Here is a 19,534-nt window from a genome sequence, read left to right on the forward strand (position 1 = left end):
CGGCGCGTCCCCGGGTGCTCACGCGGGCGTGCCGCCGTCCGCCTCCGGGCGCTGGGTCTGCGGGTTGGTCGTGGCGCTGCGGGTGGAGTCGTCGTCACCGGCGGGCACGTCGGCGGTGGGGTCGTCGGCGCTGAGCAGCCGCTCGAGCAGCTCGCCCTGCACCCGGCGGAAGCGCCGCCGCGGGCGGTGCCGGTCGAGGACGGCGACCTCGAGCTGCTCGGGCGCCAGGCTGCGCGCCTCGCCGCCGTTGGGGTCGGCCCCGAGCAGGCGCACGGCGAGGGCGAGCACCTCGCCGAGGTGCATCCCGGGCCGCCAGGCCTCGCGCAGGCCGGCCTCGATCTGCTCCGCTCCCCCGCCCATCGCGACGAAGCCCTGCTCGTCGGCGACCGAGCCGTCGTAGGTGAGCCGGTAGACCTGGTCGCCCTCGACGGTGGCCCCGACCTCCGCGACGACGATCTCAACCTCGTAGGGCTTGGACTCCTGGGTGAAGACGGTCCCGAGGGTCTGCGCGTAGGCGTTGGCCAGCCCGCGGGCCGTGACGTCGGATCGGTCGTAGGAGTACCCGCGCAGGTCGGCGTACCGGACGCCCGCGACCCGGAGGTTCTCGAACTCGTTGTACTTGCCGACCGCGGCGAAGGCGATCCGGTCGTAGATCTCCGAGACCTTGTGCAGCGCCCGGCTGGGGTTCTCGGCGACGAAGGCGATGCCGCCGTCGTACTGCATGACGACGACCGAGCGGCCGCGGGCGATCCCCTTGCGCGCGAAGTCGGCCCGGTCCTTCATCAGCTGCTCGGGCGAGACGTAGAACGGCATCCCGGCGGTCATCGGGCCCCTCCCTCGGAACGCTCGGCGATGATCGCCTCGACGACCGGCGCGATGTCGTCCTCGGGCACGAAGCGCGCGCCCTCGGGGTCGACGACGCCGACCGTGGGCCAGATGCGGCGGCCGACGTCGGGCCCGCCCGTGGCCGAGTCGTCGTCGGCCGCGTCGTAGAGGGCCTCGACGGCGATGCGCACGGCGCCGGCGGCGTCCATCCCCGGCGGTAGAGCTTCTTGAGGGCGCCTCGGGCGAAGAGCGAGCCGGAGCCGACGCTGTGGTGGTCGTGCTCCTCGTAGCAGCCGCCGGTGACGTCGTAGGAGAAGATCCGGCCGCGGCCGTCCTCGAGGTCGAAGCCGGCGAACACCGGGACGACCGACAGGCCCTGCATGGCCATGCCGAGGTTGCCCCGGATCATCGAGGCGAGCCGGTTGGCCTTGCCTTCGAGGGACATCAGCGTGCCCTCGATCTTCTCGTAGTGCTCGAGCTCGACCTGGAAGAGGCGGACCAGCTCGATGGCCAGGCCGGCCGTGCCGGCGATGCCGACGAGGCTGAACTCGTCGGTGGCGAAGACCTTCTCCATGTCGCGGTTGGCGATGATGTTGCCCATCGTCGCCCGCCGGTCGCCGGCCATCACGACCCCGCCGTCGAAGGTGACGGTGACGATCGTCGTGCCGTGCGGCGCCTCGAACGCCGCACCCGCGGGCAGCGCGCGGCGCGAGGGCAGCAGGGCGGGGTCGTGCGCCGAGAGGAACTCGGCGAACGAGGACGACCCCGGCACGAGGTAGGCGTGCGGCAGGCGTCCGGTGCCGTCTCCGCGCGTCACTGGCCGCCCTTCTGGACGAACCCGCGGACGAACTCCTCGGCGTTGGACTCGAGCACCCCGTCGATCTCGTCGAGGATGTCGTCGATCTCGCTGACCTGGGCGGACGCGGCCGCGGCGGCGGGCTCGGGGCGCCCCCGTCGTCGGGCCCGTCGTCCCGGCGCTGCGGCTTGACCTGCTCCTGACCGGCCATGGTCACCCTCCTCGGGTCGTCGTCTGTCCCGAGCCTAGTCGGACGTCGGCGGCTCGGTGTCGGCGGTGGCGAGGGCGCGCAGGAGCGAGGCGGCGTCCGGGGCCGAGCGCACGATGTCGCCGACCCCGGCCTCGGTGCCCCGCAGCGGCTCGAGCATCGGCACGCGCTGGAGCATCCGCTGGCCGGCGACGTCGAAGATCACCGAGTCCCAGGAGGCCGCGACGACGTCGTCGGGGAAGCGGGCGAGGCAGGTGCCGCGGAACCACGCCCGGGTGTCGGCCGGGGGCTCGGTGACCGCCCGCACGACATCGGCCTCGTCGACGAGCACCTCGAGCCGCCCGGTGGCCGCGAGCCGGTGTGCGAGACCGCGGTCGGCGCGCACGTCGGACCACTGGAGGTCGACGGCCTTGAGCCGGGGGTCGCCCCAGCCGAGCGAGTCGCGCTGGCGGTAGCCCTCGAGGACGGCGAGCTTGGCGACCCAGTCGACCTCGCGGCGGGCCTCCATCGGGTCGCGGCCCAGCTTGTCGAGGACGGTGGACCACCAGTGCATGACCTCGGTGGTGTCCTCGTCGGGCGAGCCGCCGTACCGCTCGTCGAGGAAGCGCGCGGCCCGGTCGTGGTACTCCCACAGCAGCTCGACGGCGGTCATCCGCCGGCCGTCGGCGAGCTCGAGCCGGGTCCGCAGGGTCGGGTCGTGCGACACCTCGTGGAGGGTGCCGACCGGCCGCCGCACGGTGAGGTCGGGCCCGACCGCGTCGGCCTCGATCATCGCGAGGACGAGCGAGGTGGTGCCCATCTTCAGGAGGTTCGCGACGTCGGCGTGGTTGCAGTCGCCGATGATGACGTGGAGGCGCCGGTACTTGTCGGCGACGGCGTGCGGCTCGTCACGGGTGTTGATGATCGGCCGCTTGAGGGTCGTCTCGAGGCCGACCTCGACCTCGAAGAAGTCGCTGCGCTGGGCGATCTGGTAGCCCGGCGTCCGCGAGTCGACGCCGATGCCGACCCGCCCGCTGCCGCACATCACCTGGCGGGCCACGAAGAACGGCGTGAGGTGGCGCACGACCGAGGCGAACGGGGTCGCCCGGGACATGAGGTAGTTCTCGTGGGTGCCGTAGGAGACGCCCTTGCCGTCGGCGTTGTTCTTGTAGAGGTTGACGCCGGGCGGCACGGTGGCCAGCCGGGCGACGGCCTCGCGCATCACGAGCTCGCCGGCCCGGTCCCAGGTGACGGCGGCGCGTGGCGTCGTGACCTCGGGCGAGCTGTACTCGGGGTGCGCGTGGTCGACGTAGAGGCGGGCGCCGTTGGTCAGGACGACGTTGGCGAGGGTCGGGTCGTCGACCTCGTGGGTCAGCTGGCTCGGGTGGGCCTGGCCGCGGCCCATGTCGAAGCCGCGGGCGTCGCGCAGGGGCGCCTCGTCGGCGTAGTCCCAGCTGGCCCGGGCCGGACGGATGCCCCGGGAGGTGGCGTACGCCGTGACGACGTCGCCGGACGCGACCATCGGGTTGGCCGCCGGATCGCCGGGGACGACGATGCCGTACTCGGTCTCGATCCCCATCACCCGTCGCACCGTCATGGCTCGACGATACTGAGCCGGTGCGCAGCTACCGCGGGATGTCCCCGCTGACCACGCTCGTCAGCCTCGTCGCCGACCTCTCCTCCCGTCCGGTGGAGTCGCGCGACCTCGACGGGATCCAGCGCCAGCGCGCGACCGTCCGCCCGCGCAACGCGCTCTACGACCGCCTGCTCGGCGCCGCCGACCCCGCCGTCGGCATCACCTACGGCACCGCCCCGGCCCGCGACGAGCACGAGATCCCGCTGCGGATCTACCGCCCGCGCTCCCTGCCGGACGCGCGCACCGACGTCCCGGTCGTCATGTGGTTCCACGGCGGAGGATGGGTGTGGGGCAACGTCGTCGACTACGACTCGATCTGCACCCTGGTCGCCGGCGAGGTCGGCGCCGTCGTCGTCTCCGTCGACTACCGGATGGCCCCGAGCACCGCGCCCCGGTCGCGGCCCTCGACTGCGTCGACGCCACGACGTGGGTCGCCGCCAACGGCGACGTGCTGCGCGCCGACACCGCGCGGATGGCCGTGGCCGGCGACTCGGCCGGCGGCAACCTCGCGGCGGTGGTCGCCCAGGTGCTGCGCGACCACGGGATGACCAACCTGCTCCACCAGGCCCTGCTCTACCCGGCGACCGACCTGACGATGGCCTCGCCCTCGCTCGACGAGCACGCCCACGCCCCGGTGCTCAGCCGCCGGTCGGTCGACGCCTTCCGCGACCACTACCTCCCCCCGGGCGAGGACCCGCGCGACCCGCTCGTCTCGCCGCTGTGGGGCGACCTCGCCGGCCTGCCCCCGGCCCTGGTGCAGACCGCGGACCTCGACCCGATCCGCGACGACGGCATCCGCTACGCCCACGCGCTCGAGGCGGCCGGGGTGCCGGTGCGCCTCACCAACTACCTGCGCGTGCCGCACGGTTTCGCTTCCTTCCCGGGCGCCACGCCGGTCGGCCGGATGCAGCGGGCCGAGCTCGTCACAGAGCTCTCGCGGGCCCTGACCGGGCCGATACGCTGACGCCCATGCGCGAGATCGTCGTCTTCTCCGGCTCGGCGCACCCGGAGCTCGCGCACCGCATCTGCGACGCGCTCGGCGTCCCGCTCTCCGAGTCCGTGACGAGCCGGTTCAGCAACGACTGCCTCCAGGCGCAGCTGCTGGCCAACTGCCGCCAGCGCGACGTCTACATCGTCCAGCCCCTCGTGGCACCGACCCAGGACGCGCTGATGGAGCTGCTCCTCATGGTCGACGCGGCCCGCGGCGCCTCGGCGGCGATGGTGACGGCGGTCATCCCCACTTCGCCTACGCGCGCTCGGACAAGAAGGACGCGTCGCGGATCTCGTTGGGCGGCAAGCTGGTCGCCGACCTCATCGCCACGGCGGGGGTCGACCGGGTCATCACCATGAACCTCCACGCGCCCCAGGTGCACGGGTTCTTCTCGATGCCCGTCGACCACCTCACCTCGCTCGGCATCCTCGCCGACCACTTCCGCGAGGGCGACCTCACCGGCTCGGTCGTCGTCTCCCCCGACCTCGGCAACGCCAAGGACGCCACCCAGTTCTCGCGCCTGCTCGGGCTGCCGGTGGCGGCCGGCTCGAAGAAGCGGCTCGGCGACGACCGCGTCGTCATCGACTCGATCGTCGGCGACGTCGTCGGCAAGCGGGCCATCGTCCTCGACGACGAGATCGCCACGGGCGGGAGCATCGTCGAGCTGATGGACCGGCTGGCCGAGCACGGGGTCACCGAAGCGGCCGTGGCCTGCACGCACGGCCTCTTCGCCGGTCGGGCGGTCGAGCGGCTGCGGAGCCACCCGATGATCACCGAGGTCGTCACCACCGACACCGTCCCGGCGCCCGCCGGATGGCCGGCGCTGCGGGTGCGCTCGGTCGCGGGGCTGTTCGCCGAGGCCATCAAGCGCATCCACGAGGGCGAGTCGGTCTCGAGCCTCTTCGACGGCGTCGACCCGACCCACGCCCCGCCGCGCCAGCGCTCGCTCTTCGACGGGGTGGGCGGATGACCCGGCTCGTGCCGGCCCTGCTCGACGTCGTCCTCGTGGTGGTCTTCGCGGCGGTCGGTCGTCGCTCGCACGCCGAGGGCCTCGACGTCGCGGGCATCCTGCGCACCGCCCTCCCCTTCGTCGTCGGCACCGCCGCGGGCTGGCTGCTCGCGAGCATCGTCCTCGACGACGGGCCGCGCAGCCTCGGGTACGGAGCGGTCGTCGTGGCCCTGACCGTCGTCGTCGGGATGGGGCTGCGCGCGATCGCCGGCCAGGGCACGGCACCGAGCTTCGTCGTCGTGGCCACCGTGGTGCTGACGGTGCTGCTGCTCGGCTGGCGGCTGGTCGCCCGGCTCCTCGGCTGAGCCGGAGCGTGGACAGTCTTTGAGGAACCTTTACCCACCCCTCCTGACCTGCACGGACACCCCGCTCCGGCGTCCGTGCACCCTCACGTGCGGCCCGCCCCGGGTGGCGACCGGCGAGGGCCGCTCCTAGCGTCGAACGGGTTCGTGACCCGACGCCGACGCCTCCGAGGAGCCCCCCGCCATGTGCGACGCCCACCCCAGCAGCCCCGTCCCCACACCGAGCGGCCTCGCCCGCCGGACCCTGATCCGCGGCGCCGGCGGACTGCTCCTGGCCGGCGGTGTCGGCGTCGCGACGGCCACCCAGGCCCTCGCCGCCACGTCGCAGAACGGGTGGCCGGCCGGCACCTCCAGCCAGGTACCGCTGGCCTCGCTCGCGGTCGGGGCGGCGACCTTCCCGGCCGGGGTGCGCACCGGTGACGTCTACACCGTGCTGCGGTACGTCGCGCAGCAGGTGAACTCCACCGTCGAGGCCCTCTACTCCCCGGCTGCTGGGGCCACAGCTACCGCGAGATCTCCGGCAGCACGACCCTGTCGAACCACGCGAGCGGCACGGCCATCGACGTCAACGCCCCCGACCACCCGCTCGGGGCCTCGGGGACCTTCACCAGCGCGCAGGTGTCGGCCATCCGCACCATCCTCACCCGCTGCAACGGCGTCGTGCGCTGGGGTGGCGACTACTCGGGCCGCAAGGACGAGATGCACTTCGAGATCAACGTCGGCCCCGGCGACTCGCGCCTGGCGACCCTCGCGGCCTCGCTCGGTGGCGGCGGTGGCACGCCCGACCCCGAGCCGATCGCGTGGACGACGGTGCGCAGCGGCAGCAGCGGATTCCGGGTGAGGACGGCCCAGTACCTCCTGCGCCAGCGCGGGCAGTCGGTGTCGGTCGACGGCGTCTTCGGCTCCGGGACCGACGCGGCCGTCCGGGCCTTCCAGTCCTCGCGCGGCCTGGGCGCCGACGGCATCGTGGGCACCGACACCTGGATCGCGCTCGTCCTCACCGTGCAGTCCGGCTCGTCCGGTGACGCGGTGCGCGGCGTGCAGACCTGCCTGTCCGCCAAGGGTTTCGCGGCCTCGGTCGACGGAGCCTTCGGGTCGGGCACCGACTCCGCCGTGCGCTCGTTCCAGAGCTCGCGCAGGCTCGTCGTCGACGGCGTCGTGGGGTCCGACACCTGGCAGGCCCTCGAGGCCTGAGCCTCAGGAGACCTGGCGGACGACCTCGGCGAGCCGCTCGTAGGCCACGGGGTCGGTGGTGTTGGCCGTCGAGCAGATGACGTGGTCGATGCCGGCCTCGGCGAGCCGTCCGAGGCGCTCGACGGCCTGCTCGACCGAGTGGCCGACGACGCCCTCGGGCAGCGGGGCGCCGGTGTCCATCGTCAGAGCCGCGAGGCAGGTCTTCGAGATCTCGTCGTAGGGTCGAGCGACGTCCTCGCAGTGGCCGCGCAGGACGTCGAGCTTGCGCGGGATGCCCTCCGGCCCGAGCCCGGTGTCGAAGAGGTTGCACGCGTCGGCGTACTGCGCGACGAGCCGCAGCGTCTTCCTCTCCCCGCCCCCGCCGACCATGATCGGCGGGCGGCGCACCGGCTGCGGGTGGTTCATCGGCCGCTCGAGGGAGACCTGCCGCCCCTCGAAGGCGCGCTCGTCGTCGGCGAACATCCGGTGGGCCAGCTGCAGCGTGTCCTCGAGCAGCTCGAAGCGCTCACGCGTCGAGGGGAACGGCACCCCGAGGCCGCGGTGCTCCTCCTCGTACCAGCCGGCGCCGATGCCCAGCCAGGCCCGCCCACCGGAGAGCACGTCGAGGGTCGTGACGGTCTTGAGCAGCAGGCCCGGGTGGCGGTAGGTGACGCCGGTGACGAGGGTGCCGAGCTCGATCCGCTCGGTGACCGCGGCGGCGTGCGCGAGGGTCGTGTAGCCCTCGAGCATGTCCAGCTCCGGCGGTCCGACCACCGCGATCTGGAAGAAGTGGTCCATCACCCAGAGCGAGGACAGCCCCGCCTGGTCGGCATCCCGGGCGATGGCCCGCCACGTCGCACCGGTCGACGCCGGGGCGCCGTCGAAGGAGAACCTGCTGACCTGGAGCCCGAGTCTCATGGGTCCATCCTCACCCCGCACCCGGGGTCAGGACACCAGGAAGGTCAGAGGTACTGGCCGGTGTTGGCGACGTTGCTGATCGACTTGCCGGGCTCGGTGCCCTCCTTGGTCTTGATGAGCGTGCGGATGTAGACGATCCGCTCGCCCTTCTTGCCGGAGATGCGTGCCCAGTCGTCGGGGTTGGTCGTGTTCGGCAGGTCCTCGTTCTCGCGGAACTCGTCGGTGCACGAGCTGAGGAGGTGCTCGACCCGCAGGCCGCGCTGGCCGGTGTCGAGGAGGTCCTTGATGGCCATCTTCTTGGCCCGGTCGACGATGTTCTGGATCATCGCGCCGGAGTTGAAGTCCTTGAAGTAGAGGATCTCCTTGTCGCCGCCGGCGTAGGTGACCTCGAGGAAGCGGTTCTCCTCCTCCTCGGAGTACATGCGCAGGACGACCGCGTCGATCATCGCCTCGAGGGTGGCGTCCTCGGAGTCGCCGTTCTGCTCGACGTCGTCGGGGTGCAGCGGCAGGCCGGCGATGAGGTACTTCGCGAAGATGTCGCGGGCGGCCTCGGCGTCGGGCCGCTCGATCTTGATCTTCACGTCGAGCCGGCCGGGGCGCAGGATGGCGGGGTCGATCATGTCCTCGCGGTTCGAGGCGCCGATGACGATGACGTTCTCGAGGCCCTCGACGCCGTCGATCTCGGCGAGCAGCTGGGGCACGATCGTGGTCTCGACGTCGGAGGAGACCCCCGACCCGCGGGTGCGGAACAGCGACTCCATCTCGTCGAAGAACACGACGACGGGGTAGCCCTCGCTCGACTTCTCCCGGGCCCGCTGGAAGATCAGCCGGATGTGCCGCTCGGTCTCGCCGACGTACTTGTTGAGCAGCTCGGGGCCCTTGATGTTGAGGAAGTAGGACTTCCCCGGTTCGCGGCCCTCCTTCTCGGCGACCTTGCGGGACAATGACGCCGCGACGGCCTTGGCGATCATCGTCTTGCCGCAGCCGGGAGGGCCGTAGAGCAGCACGCCCTTCGGCGGCTTGAGCTGGTGCTCGATGTAGAGGTCGGCGTGCAGGTAGGGCAGCTCGACCGCGTCGCGGATGGCCTCGATCTGGCCGCTGAGGCCGCCGATGTCCTCGTAGCCGATGTCGGGGACCTCCTCGAGGACGAGGTCGGCGACCTCGGCCTTGGGGATCCGCTCGAAGACGAAGCCCGAGCGCGGCTCGAGCAGCAGGGCGTCGCCGGCGCGCACCTTCTGGCCCGCGAGCGAGGCGGCCATCCGGCAGACCCGCTCCTCGTCGGCCTGCGCGACGACGAGCACGCGGCCGTCGTCGAGGAGCTCCTTGCAGAGCACGACCTCGCCGACGGTCTCGAAGCCGTGCGCGGCGACGACGTTCATCGCCTCGTTGAGCATCACCTCGCGCCCCGGCGCCAGGTCGGTGGCCTCGATGGAGGGGCTGACGGCGACGTGCATCTTGCGGCCGCTCGTGAGGATGTCGGCGGTGCCGTCGTCGAACATCTCGATGACCGTGCCGTAGGCGGCCGGCGGCTGGGCCAGCCGGTCGACCTCGGACTTCAGCGTGACGATCTGCTCGCGGGCGTCGCGCAGGGTGCGCACGAGCCGCTCGTTCTGGGCCGACAGCGTGGCGGTCTGGGACCGCAGCTGGGCGAGGTCGCGCTCGAGGGAACGCAGCTGCGCCGGGCTGGCCTCACCGCGGGCGCGCAGCGCGGCGAGCTCTGCCTCCAGGGACTGCCGCTCCGCCTCCAGGCGTTCGCGCTTGCCCTCCCGGCCACGGGGCTCGTCGGTGCTCATGCTCCACCGTAACTCTCCGAGGTCATTGCGGGTCGGAGGATCCGACCACCGAACGGTGCACCTTGCGCACCCGCTTCTCCGACGGCACGCGCTCGCCGATGTTCTCGGGGGTCCAGTCGGCCTCGGCGGCGTCCTCGCTCGTGACGTACCCGCGACCCGGGCGGCGCTTGCGCAGCGGGGGCGTCGTGCCGGGCGCGAGGCGCCGGGTGGTGATGAGGAAGCCGGTGTGCCCGTGCATCCGGTGCTGCGGGCGGACGGCGAGGCCCTCGAGGTGCCAGCCGCGCACGAGCGACTCCCAGGCCTGCGGCTCGGTGAAGGTGCCGTGGTCGCGCATCGCCTCGGCGACCTTGCTCAGCTGGGTGGCGGTGGCGACGTAGCAGATGAGCAGCCCGCCGGGCGCGAGCGCGTCGGACACGACGTCGAGGCACTCCCAGGGCGCGAGCATGTCGAGGACGACGCGGTCGACGCTGCCGGGCTCCATGGCCTGCGGCAGGGCCTCGACGAGGTCGCCGACCTCGACGGTCCACGCCGGGTGGTCACCGCCGAAGAACTCGCGGGCGTTGGCCCGGGCGATGGCGGCGAAGTCCTCGCGACGCTCGAACGAGTGCACCCGGCCGTGCTCCCCCACCGCGCGCAGCAGCGACATCGAGAGGGCGCCGGAGCCGACGCCGGCCTCGACGACCGTCGCACCGGGGAAGACGTCGGCCATCATGACGATCTGGCCGGCGTCCTTCGGGTAGACGACGGCGGCGCCACGGGGCATCGACATGACCCAGTCGGCGAGCAGCGGGCGCAGGGCGAGGTACTCGACCCCCGCGGTGTTGGTGACCGTCGAGCCGTCGGGGGCGCCGATGAGGTCGTCGTGCTTGAGGTGCCCGCGGTGGGTGTGGAACTGCTTGCCGGCGGTCAGGGTGATCGTGTGCAGCCGGCCCTTGGGGTCGGTGAGCTGGACGCGGTCGCCCTCGGTGAAGGGGCCACGGCGGCGCTCGGCTCCGGTGGCGGTCATGGGCGGGAGTCTAGGTCCGGGCCCGGGAGCGCTTCGCCGCGGCGTCGATGCCCTCGCCGGCGACCAGCCCCCACGGCTGCCCGTCGACGGTGACGACGACGACCCCGACCCCCGTGGAGCTCATGGCGCGCAGGACCTCGCCGATGCCGTCCTGGGGCGTCGCCTCGACGACGTTGGCGTCCGGGAGCCGGGTGACGAGGGCCCCGATGGGGGTGGTCTCGGGCGCCGTCGGGGGCACCGAGCGCAGGACGAGGGTGGGCGCGAGCCGCTCGTCGAGGCAGACGACGAGGTCGGGGTGGGTGCGGGCGACGGCCAGCGGTGTGTCGGAGGGCAGGACCACGGCCCGCTGCACGGCGTCGCCGACGTGCACGGTGTCGAGGACCCGCTCGAGCCCGGCCCGCCGGACCGCCGCGGTGGCGCCCGTCCAGAGGATCCACGCCATGACCAGGCCGATGGCGATGGGCCACAGCTCGGTGCGGTCCCCCGCAGCAGCGGGAGGCCGGCGAACAGGACGAGGACGACGACGGCCACGGCCCGGCCGATCCAGCCGGCGACGAGGAGCCCGAGGTCGCGCCGGCCGGTGACCGCCCAGACGAGCGACTGCACGGCCGCACCGCCGTCCAGCGGCAGCCCGGGCAGCAGGTTGAAGACGGCCAGCGCCGCGTTGAGGTAGCCGAAGTACCACGCGAAGTCGGAGGTCAGGCCGCTCGCGGCGACGTCGACCGCGAAGCCGGCGACCGCGAGGACGACGTTGACGAACGGGCCGCTGAGCGCGACGAGCGCGCTGCGGCCGGGGGTGGCACCGGTGCCGTCGAAGGAGGTGTGGCCGCCCCAGACCGTGGCGACGACCTGGTGCACCCGGAAGCCGAGCCCCCGGGCGGTGAGGGCGTGCCCGACCTCGTGGCCGACGACGGCGACGAAGATCGACACGACGTTGCCCACCGCGAAGGCGACGGCCACGCCGGTGCCCCGTCCCTGCCCGGCCTGGAAGCCGGTGAACGCGAAGAGGGCGGCGAGGAGGAGCCAGGTGCGGTCGAGGTAGACCGGGACACCGGCCACCCGCCCGATGCGCAGTGCCCCCGTCGGCGCCGGAGGGGACGTGGACATGGCGCCGACCCTACGCGAGCCCCCGGACGGCATACTTGGCCTCTCCCCCGCCGACGTCCCCGAGAGGACCCAGCACCCCCGTGAGCGCCCAGCACCGGCCCGACGCCACCGACGCCCTGACCACCGCCCTGCGCGAGCGCGTGCTCGTCCTCGACGGCGCGATGGGCACGATGATCCAGGCGCGCCAGCTGTCCGAGGCCGACTACCGCGGCGAGCGCTTCGCCGACCACCCCAGCGACCTGCGCGGCAACAACGACCTGCTCTCCCTCACCCAGCCCGAGGTGATCCGCGAGATCCACGAGGCCTACCTCGAGGCCGGCGCCGACCTCGTCGAGACCAACACCTTCAACGCCCAGCGGATCTCCCTCGCCGACTACGGGATGGAGGACCTCGGCTACGAGATGAACCTCGCGGCGGCCGGCCTGGCCCGCGCGGCGTGCGACGCCGTCGAGGCGCGCACCGGTCGGCCGCGGTGGGTGCTCGGCACGCTCGGCCCGACGAACCGCACGGCCTCCATCTCTCCGGACGTCAACGACCCGGGCGCCCGGAACACGAGCTTCGACGAGCTGGCCGGCGCCTACCTCGAGCAGGCCCGTGGCCTCGTCGACGGCGGGTCCGACGTGCTGCTCGTCGAGACGATCTTCGACACCCTCAACGCCAAGGCCGCGATCTTCGCCCTCGAGACCCTCTTCGAGGAGCACGGCCGCCGCTGGCCGGTCATGATCTCCGGCACCATCACCGATGCCTCGGGCCGCACCCTCTCCGGCCAGGTCACCGAGGCCTTCTGGTACTCGATCCGGCACGCGCGGCCCCTGGCCGTCGGGCTCAACTGCGCGCTCGGGGCCAAGGACCTGCGTCCCTACGTCGCCGAGCTGTCCCGCATCGCCGACTGCTTCGTCACCGCCCACCCGAACGCCGGCCTCCCGAACGCGTTCGGCGAGTACGACGAGGGTCCCGAGGCGATGGCCGAGGTCGTCGGCGAGTTCGCCTCGGCCGGGCTGGTCAACGTCGTCGGCGGCTGCTGCGGCACCACCCCGAGCACATCGCCGCCATCGCCGCGGCGGCCGCGCAGGGCACCCCGCGCGAGCCCGCCGACGTCCCGCCCGCCCTGCGGCTGGCCGGGCTCGAGCCGCTCGTGGTCACCGAGGAGAGCCTCTTCGTCAACGTCGGCGAGCGCACGAACATCACGGGGTCGGCCCGCTTCCGCCGGCTCATCCAGGAGGAGGACTACCCCGCGGCGCTGTCGGTGGCGCGCCAGCAGGTCGAGTCCGGCGCCCAGGTCATCGACGTCAACATGGACGAGGGGATGATCGACGGCGTCGCGGCGATGGACCGCTTCCTCAAGCTCATCGCCTCCGAGCCCGACATCTCGCGCGTGCCGCTCATGGTCGACTCGAGCAAGTGGGAGGTCATCGAGGCCGGGCTCAAGGTCACCCAGGGCAAGGCGATCATCAACTCGATCTCGATGAAGGAGGGCGTCGAGCCCTTCCTGGCGCACGCCCGGCTGGCCCGCAAGCACGGGGCGGCGGTCGTCGTCATGGCCTTCGACGAGCAGGGCCAGGCCGACACCCTCGAGCGCCGCCAGGAGATCTGCGAGCGGGCCTACCGGCTGCTCGTCGACGAGGTCGGCTTCCCGGCCGAGGACATCATCTTCGACCCCAACATCTTCGCCGTCGCCACGGGCATCGAGGAGCACGCCGCGTACGGCACCGACTTCATCGAGGCCGCCCGCTGGATCAGCGAGAACCTGCCGCACGCGCTCGTCTCCGGCGGGGTCTCCAACGTCTCGTTCAGCTTCCGCGGCAACAACGCCGTCCGCGAGGCGATCCACGCCGTGTTCCTCTACCACGCGATCCGCGCGGGGATGGACATGGGCATCGTCAACGCCGGGGCCCTCGTGCCCTACGACACCGTCGACGAGCGGCTGCGCGACGCCATCGAGGACGTCGTGCTCAACCGGCTCGACGACCCGACGGCCGCCACCGAGAAGCTCATCGAGCTCGCCGAGGAGTTCCGCTCCGACGGCCAGGTGGCCGAGGCGGCGACCGAGGAGTGGCGCGGCCTGCCCCTGCGCGAGCGGATCACGCACGCGCTGGTCAAGGGCATCGACGACCACGTCGTCGACGACACGGAGGCGCTGCGCCTCGAGATCGCCGAGGCGGGCGGGCGGCCGCTCGAGGTCATCGAGGGTCCGCTGATGGACGGCATGAACGTCGTCGGCGACCTCTTCGGCTCCGGGAAGATGTTCCTCCCCCAGGTCGTGAAGTCGGCGCGCGTCATGAAGAAGGCCGTCGCCCACCTCGTGCCGTACATCGAGGCCGAGAAGGACGAGGCGGCACGCCAGAAGCCCAAGGGCAAGGTCGTCACCGCCACCGTCAAGGGCGACGTGCACGACATCGGCAAGAACATCGTCGGGGTCGTCCTCCAGTGCAACAACTACGACGTCGTCGACCTCGGGGTCATGGTGCCGATGCAGAAGATCCTCGACACCGCGCGCGAGGAGAAGGCCGACGTCATCGGCCTCTCCGGGCTCATCACCCCGAGCCTCGACGAGATGGTCCAGGTCGCCGCCGAGATGGAGCGCCAGGGCTTCCGGGTGCCGCTCCTGCTCGGCGGCGCGACCACCTCCAAGGCGCACACCGCCGTCAAGGTCGACGAGAAGTACTCCGGGCCGGTCGTCTGGGTCAAGGACGCCTCCCGGTCGGTGCCGGTCGTCAGCCAGCTGCTCTCGGAGACCCAGCGCGGGCCGTTCGTCGAGGGCGTGGCCGCCGAGTACGTCGAGCTGCGCCAGCGGCACGCCGCGAAGTCCGGCGAGCGACCGCTGGCCACGCTCGAGGAGGCCCGGGCCAACGCGCCGGCCATCGACTGGTCGGGCTGCCGGCCGATGCGCCCGCACCTGCTCGCCCACCAGGAGGGCGACCAGTGGTCGGCCCCGCGGGGCTCGAAGTGGCGCCGCGCGGCCCACCAGTTCACCCGCGTGTGGGAGGACTACCCCGTCGCCGACCTGCGCGAGTACATCGACTGGACACCGTTCTTCCTCGCCTGGGAGGTCCGTGGGCGTTACCCCGACGTCCTCAACAACCCGACGACGTCCGAGGTCGCGCGCAAGCTGTTCGACGACGCGCAGCGGATGCTCGACACGGCCGAGCGTGAGCGCTGGTTCCACCCCCGTGGCGTCGTCGGGATCTTCCCGGCGAGCTCGGTGGGTGACGACATCGAGGTCTACGCCGACGAGGAGCGCTCGGCGGTGCTCACGCGCCTGCACGGGCTGCGCCAGCAGGGCCGGCACCGCGAGGGCGTGGCCAACAAGTGCCTGTCCGACTTCGTCGCCCCGAAGGGGAGCGGCATCGCCGACCACGTCGGCGCCTTCTCGGTGACCTCCGGTCTCGGCCTCGAGGACCGGCTCCAGGCCTTCAAGGACGACCTCGACGACTACTCCGCGATCATGCTCGAGGCGCTCGCCGACCGGCTCGCCGAGGCCTTCGCCGAGCGGCTGCACCAGCGCGTGCGCACCGACCTCTGGGGCTACGCGGCCGACGAGCGGCTCGACAGCTCGGCCCTCATCGCCGAGAAGTACCAGGGCATCCGACCGGCGCCCGGCTACCCCGCGTGCCCGGAGCACACCGAGAAGGAGACGCTCATGGCCCTCCTCGGCGGCGAGGAGCGCACGGGCGTCAGGCTCACCGAGTCGATGGCGATGTGGCCGGGCGCATCGGTGTCCGGGTGGTACTTCGCGCACCCGGAGAGCCAGTACTTCGTCGTCGGCCGGCTCGGGCGCGACCAGGTCGAGGACTACGCGGCCCGCAAGGGATGGGACCTCGCGACCGCCGAGCGCTGGCTCGGCCCCAACCTCGGCTACACGCCCGAGGGCTGACCGGGCACGAGCGAGAAGGCGCCCTCCTCCTCCTGCGCGTTGTGCAGGCGCAGCACCGCGTACAGCCCGTAGAGCAGCCGGCGCAGCTCGACGACGTCCCCCTCGTCGGCGGGCTGCCCGTCGGTGCTCGCGAGCAGCCGCCGCAGGCGACCCACCTGGTACTCGATCTCGGCGTGGGTGCGGCTCAGCGCGGCGGTGGCGTCGGTGCCGCCGAGCGCCCGCGAGACCAGGGGCACGAGGAGCTGCTCGTCCGCGCGCTCGTGCGGCACGAGGGTGGCCTCGAGGCGTTCGAGGAGCCGCCGGGTCGGGGCGAGGTCGATCTCGTCGGACGACAGGCCGTCGGCGACGGCACGGATCTGCTCCACCTCCGACAGCACCGCGTCGTGCTGCTCACGCAGCCGCAACGCCAGGGCGACGTCCTCGGGCGCCATGGTCAGGGTGTGCACCCGGCCGGGGAGCACCGCCCGCAGCGCGAGGCCGATGGCGAGCACGTCGATGCCCTCCTGCAGCACCGCACCCGGAGCCGGCGGCAGGTACCCGGCGGCCGCCACCACCATCGCGACCGCCGAGAGGCCCATCCCGACGAGCACCGCCTGCCACGCGATCGCGCCGGACCGACGGGCGATGAGGATCGCGTCGGCGAGGGCGTCGACCCGGTCGACGGTGAGCACGACGTCGGCCGCCTCCGAGGAGGCCGTCGCACCGCGTGCCGCGAGCGCGACCCCCACCCCGGCGGCCGCCAGCGCCGGAGCGTCGTTGATGCCGTCGCCGACCATGATGGTGGGAGCGGCGCGCGACTCCTCCCGGATGGCGGCCAGCTTGTCGGCCGGGTCGTGGTCGGACAGCACCGCATCGACGCCGACCACCCGCCCGACCGTGCCGGCCACGTCGGCCCGGTCACCGGTGACCAGGACGACCCGGTCGACCCCGGCGGTCCGCAGGGCGCGCACCATCCGCGGCGCGTCGGGCCGGATCGGGTCCGCGAGCAGGAAGGCGCCCGCGGGCACGCCGTCGAGGGCGGCGAACACGGTGATCGAGCCGTCGAGGTCGGCACGGCGCCGCACCTGGCGCACCCACGCCGGGGAGGCGTCCGCCACGATCCACGACGCCTTCCCCAGCCGTACCTCGTGCCCGTCGACGGTGCCCCGCACCCCGTACCCGTGCACCTCGCAGACGTCGGTCGGCACGGTCAGGGCGAGGCCGCGACGAGCCGCCGCGGCCACCACGGCGTCGGCCAGCACGTGGGACGACAGCTGGTCCAGGCACGCCGCGAGCCTCAGCAGCGTGTCGGCGTCGACGCCCTCGGCGGTGACGACGCCGGTGACGGTGGGGCGACCCTGCGTCAGCGTGCCCGTCTTGTCGAAGAGCACGACCCGACCGGCCGCGAGCCGCTCGAGAGCGCCGCCGCCCTTGACGACCACGCCGCGCCCCGCCGCCCGTGAAAGCCCGGACATCACCGCGATCGGTGCCGCGAGCAGCAGGGGGCACGGAGTCGCCACGACCAGCACGGCCACCGCCCGCACCAGCTCGCCCGAGACGATCCACGCGCCCCCCGCCAGCGCGAGGGTCAGCGGGACGAACAGCACCGCGACACGGTCGGCCGTGCGCACGAACGGGGCAGTGGACGCCTGGGCCTGTGCGACGAGGCGCACCACGCCGGCATAGGTGGACTCGGCGGCCACCGAGGTGGCGAGGAGGTCGACCGGCCCGCCGGCGTCGACCACACCGCTACGCACCTCGTCGCCGCCCTGGCGCTCCACCGGCAGGGCCTCGCCGGTGAGGGCGGACTCGTCGAACACGCCCGGGCCCAGGAGTCGCCCGTCCACCGGCACGACCTCCCCGGCCCCCACGACGAGGGCGTCACCGCGGCGCACCTCCTCCACCGGCACCTCCTCGAGGACGTCACCGCGCCGGCGACGGGCCGTGCGGGGAGCCCGTTCGACGAGCAGCCCCAGCTCGCGGCGGGCACGGGCCGCCGCCCGGGCCTCGAGCACCTGTCCGGAGGCGAGCATCACCGTGACCATGGCGCCGGCGAACGGCTCGTGGACGGCCAGCGCACCGGCCAGGGCGAGCACCGCGATCACGTCGACGGAGGGCCTGCGACGGCGCACCGCGAGCGCGGTCCAGGCCGAGGAGGCCGCGAGGCCGAGGACGGTTCCGGCGACCCACAGGCCCTCCACCGCGTTCGGGGCGTCGAGGACCCGCGCCGCGCCGCCCGCGGAGAGCAGGGCGAGCGAGGTGAGGAAGAACAGCAACGGGGCGCGCCCCCGCAGGAGCCTCACCTCCCCATGCTCGCACCCACCCGGGCGAGGGTCCGAGGCCGGTGACGACGGTCACGACCGACTCGGCAGTCGGCGGCGGTGCGCCGGGGTGGCGGCGCGGCGGTGTCGGCCCGGGCACCTACCGTGGGCGCCATGACCCCCGCCCTGTCCCCGAGCCGCGCCGCGGACTTCAAGCAGTGCCCGCTGCTGTTCCGGTTCCGGACGATCGACAAGCTCGAGGGTCCCCCGTCGCCCGCCGCCGCCCGCGGCACGCTCGTCCACGCCGTCCTCGAGCACCTCTTCGAGCTCCCCGCCGACGAGCGCACGCCCGACGCGGCCCTGGCCCTCCTCGAGCCGCGCTGGCGCGCCCTGGTCGAGGAGCGCCCTGAGCTCGGCACGATGATCGCCGACGACGACCAGCTCACCGAGGAGGCCTGGTTCGCCGGCGCCGGCACGCTCGTCGAGCAGTGGTTCGACCTCGAGGACCCCACCCGCCTCGAGCCGGCCGCGCGCGAGCTCTACGTCGAGACCGAGATCGAGGGCCTGACCCTGCGCGGCTACGTCGACCGGCTCGACGTCGCCCCCGACGGCGCGATGCGCGTCGTCGACTACAAGACCGGCCGCTCCCCCAGCGAGCTGTTCGAGGCCAAGGCCCTTTTCCAGATGAAGTTCTACGCCCTCGTCCTGTGGCGGCTGCACGGCGAGGTGCCGAAGATGCTCCAGCTCGTCTACCTCGGCAACGGCGAGGTGGTCCGCTACGTCCCGGACGAGCGCGACCTGATGGCCATCGAGCGCAACGTGCGCGCCATCTGGGACGCCGTCGTGCGGGCCGCGCAGACCGGCGACTGGCGCCCGCGCACCTCGCGCCTGTGCGACTGGTGCGACTTCCGCGAGTACTGCCCCGAGTTCGGTGGCACCCCGCCGCCGCTCCCCGAGGGCGCCGGGCTCATCGCCCTCGACCCCGCCCGCTCGGGCGCGGCCTCACCCGACGACGAGTGAGCCCACCGCCGCGGCCAGGCCCTGCGGCGTCATCCCCGCGAGCCCGTCGACCTGCACCGCGCCGGCCATCTGCGGCACCGGCACGACGTGCGGCACCGCGAGGGTCGGCACACCGGCGGCCACCGCCGAGCGCACGCCCGTCGGGCTGTCCTCGATGGCCACGCAGCGGGATGTGTCGACCCCGAGCAGGTGCGCGGCACGGTGGTACGGCTCGGGGTGCGGCTTGCCGTGCTCGACCTCGTCGCCGGTGACGACGACGTCGAAGGCGCCCTCGGGCAGCGCCGCGACCACCGCGTCGGCCAGCGACCGCCACGACATCGTCACGAGGGCGTTGGCCACGCCCTCCTCACGCAGCGCCGCGAGCAGCTCGCGGGCCCCGGGGCGCCACGGCACGTGCTCGCGGACCTGCACGACGACCCGCGCGAGGAGCTCGTCGACGATCCGCTCCGGCTCCCAGGTGATCGGCGAGTGCGCCCGGATGAACTCCGCCGAGACCATGAGGTCGTTCCCCACGAGCTGGTGGGCGAACTCGTCGTTCCAGGTGCCGCCGTGCTCCTCGACGATGGCGTGCTCGGCGGCGATCCAGTAGGGCTCGGTGTCGACGAGCGTGCCGTCCATGTCCCAGAGGACGGCTGCGGGGAGGCTCATGGGTCGCAA

At 73.2% G+C, this 19,534-nt stretch carries 11 protein-coding genes and 5 pseudogenes; 6 read left to right on the forward strand and 10 right to left on the reverse strand.

Translation table 11 applies throughout. The features are described 5' to 3' along the window. Window positions 1-18: 18 nt before the first annotated feature. From prcA to dop, 4 genes and pseudogenes are all read right to left on the reverse strand, one after another. Window positions 19-825, reverse strand: coding sequence for a proteasome subunit alpha (gene prcA / locus G7075_RS06530; RefSeq protein ID WP_166120071.1), 807 nt, complete (start codon window positions 823-825; stop codon window positions 19-21). Beyond that, window positions 822-1,642, reverse strand: a pseudogene (gene prcB / locus G7075_RS06535) (proteasome subunit beta). The gene prcA and the pseudogene prcB overlap by 4 nt, the downstream one beginning before the upstream one ends. Further along, a pseudogene (locus G7075_RS20945) lies at window positions 1,639-1,832 on the reverse strand (ubiquitin-like protein Pup). The pseudogenes prcB and G7075_RS20945 overlap by 4 nt, the downstream one beginning before the upstream one ends. A 34-nt stretch (window positions 1,833-1,866) precedes the next feature. Then, complete coding sequence (gene dop, locus G7075_RS06545; protein ID WP_166120074.1) at window positions 1,867-3,405, reverse strand: depupylase/deamidase Dop; 1,539 nt, start codon at window positions 3,403-3,405, stop codon at window positions 1,867-1,869. 299 nt (window positions 3,406-3,704) lie between these two features. Between dop and G7075_RS06550 the strand changes: the two are divergent. The 4 genes and pseudogenes from G7075_RS06550 (at window position 3,705) to G7075_RS20950 (ending at window position 6,940) form a co-directional block, all read left to right on the forward strand. Next, window positions 3,705-4,408 (forward strand): annotated as a pseudogene (locus tag G7075_RS06550) (alpha/beta hydrolase). A 5-nt stretch (window positions 4,409-4,413) separates the two neighbouring features. Next, window positions 4,414-5,405, forward strand: a pseudogene (locus tag G7075_RS06555) (ribose-phosphate diphosphokinase). Beyond that, window positions 5,402-5,749: a DUF3054 domain-containing protein gene (locus G7075_RS06560; RefSeq protein ID WP_166120077.1), complete on the forward strand. Its 348-nt coding sequence runs from the start codon at window positions 5,402-5,404 to the stop codon at window positions 5,747-5,749. Before G7075_RS06555 ends, G7075_RS06560 begins: the two are co-directional and overlap by 4 nt. A gap of 555 nt (window positions 5,750-6,304) precedes the next feature. Beyond that, a complete protein-coding gene (locus G7075_RS20950) occupies window positions 6,305-6,940 on the forward strand; it encodes a peptidoglycan-binding protein (protein WP_240918022.1) in 636 nt (211 codons plus the stop codon). Between the two features lie 3 nt (window positions 6,941-6,943). Here G7075_RS20950 and G7075_RS06570 read toward each other — a convergent pair whose 3' ends face one another. The 4 genes from G7075_RS06570 to G7075_RS06585 all read right to left on the reverse strand — a co-directional run bounded on the left by G7075_RS06570 (window position 6,944) and on the right by G7075_RS06585 (window position 11,743). After that, a complete protein-coding gene (locus G7075_RS06570; RefSeq protein ID WP_166120080.1) occupies window positions 6,944-7,837 on the reverse strand; it encodes an LLM class F420-dependent oxidoreductase in 894 nt (297 codons plus the stop codon). A 44-nt stretch (window positions 7,838-7,881) separates the two neighbouring features. Continuing rightward, complete coding sequence (arc, locus tag G7075_RS06575) at window positions 7,882-9,630, reverse strand: proteasome ATPase (RefSeq protein WP_166120083.1); 1,749 nt, start codon at window positions 9,628-9,630, stop codon at window positions 7,882-7,884. Between the two features lie 22 nt (window positions 9,631-9,652). After that, window positions 9,653-10,636, reverse strand: coding sequence for a tRNA (adenine-N1)-methyltransferase (locus G7075_RS06580; protein ID WP_166120085.1), 984 nt, complete (start codon window positions 10,634-10,636; stop codon window positions 9,653-9,655). 120 nt (window positions 10,637-10,756) lie between these two features. Next, window positions 10,757-11,743: a site-2 protease family protein gene (locus G7075_RS06585; protein WP_166120088.1), complete on the reverse strand. Its 987-nt coding sequence runs from the start codon at window positions 11,741-11,743 to the stop codon at window positions 10,757-10,759. A gap of 161 nt (window positions 11,744-11,904) precedes the next feature. Here G7075_RS06585 and metH point away from each other — a divergent pair. Further along, window positions 11,905-15,617: pseudogene (gene metH / locus G7075_RS06590) on the forward strand (methionine synthase). Here metH and G7075_RS06595 read toward each other — a convergent pair. Beyond that, complete coding sequence (locus tag G7075_RS06595; protein ID WP_166120091.1) at window positions 15,599-17,899, reverse strand: heavy metal translocating P-type ATPase; 2,301 nt, start codon at window positions 17,897-17,899, stop codon at window positions 15,599-15,601. The pseudogene metH and the gene G7075_RS06595 overlap by 19 nt on opposite strands. Before the next feature lie 132 nt (window positions 17,900-18,031). Here G7075_RS06595 and G7075_RS06600 point away from each other — a divergent pair, with 132 nt between their 5' ends. Next, window positions 18,032-18,877 carry a PD-(D/E)XK nuclease family protein gene (locus G7075_RS06600; RefSeq protein WP_166120093.1) on the forward strand — a complete coding sequence of 282 codons (846 nt, stop codon included), beginning with the start codon at window positions 18,032-18,034 and terminating at the stop codon, window positions 18,875-18,877. Here the strand turns inward: G7075_RS06600 and G7075_RS06605 are convergent. Further along, the gene (locus G7075_RS06605; protein ID WP_166120096.1) at window positions 18,860-19,525 is read right to left on the reverse strand and encodes an HAD family phosphatase; all 666 of its coding nucleotides are present in this window, start codon (window positions 19,523-19,525) and stop codon (window positions 18,860-18,862) included. The genes G7075_RS06600 and G7075_RS06605 overlap by 18 nt on opposite strands. Window positions 19,526-19,534 lie beyond the last annotated feature (9 nt).

It is taken from the genome of Phycicoccus sp. HDW14, assembly GCF_011383005.1.
Classification (GTDB): domain Bacteria; phylum Actinomycetota; class Actinomycetes; order Actinomycetales; family Dermatophilaceae; genus Phycicoccus.

Excerpts from the sequence above, each read along its gene's own strand:
- G7075_RS06570 (WP_166120080.1), bottom strand. The coding sequence starts at position 7,837 with ATGAGACTCGGGCTCCAGGTCAGCAGGTTCTCCTTCGACGGCGCCCCG.
- G7075_RS06600 (WP_166120093.1), top strand. The coding sequence starts at position 18,032 with ATGACCCCCGCCCTGTCCCCGAGCCGCGCCGCGGACTTCAAGCAGTGC.
- G7075_RS06560 (WP_166120077.1), top strand. The coding sequence starts at position 5,402 with ATGACCCGGCTCGTGCCGGCCCTGCTCGACGTCGTCCTCGTGGTGGTC.
- G7075_RS06605 (WP_166120096.1), bottom strand. The coding sequence starts at position 19,525 with ATGAGCCTCCCCGCAGCCGTCCTCTGGGACATGGACGGCACGCTCGTC.
- prcA (WP_166120071.1), bottom strand. The coding sequence starts at position 825 with ATGACCGCCGGGATGCCGTTCTACGTCTCGCCCGAGCAGCTGATGAAG.
- G7075_RS06580 (WP_166120085.1), bottom strand. The coding sequence starts at position 10,636 with ATGACCGCCACCGGAGCCGAGCGCCGCCGTGGCCCCTTCACCGAGGGC.
- G7075_RS06585 (WP_166120088.1), bottom strand. The coding sequence starts at position 11,743 with ATGTCCACGTCCCCTCCGGCGCCGACGGGGGCACTGCGCATCGGGCGG.
- arc (WP_166120083.1), bottom strand. The coding sequence starts at position 9,630 with ATGAGCACCGACGAGCCCCGTGGCCGGGAGGGCAAGCGCGAACGCCTG.
- dop (WP_166120074.1), bottom strand. The coding sequence starts at position 3,405 with ATGACGGTGCGACGGGTGATGGGGATCGAGACCGAGTACGGCATCGTC.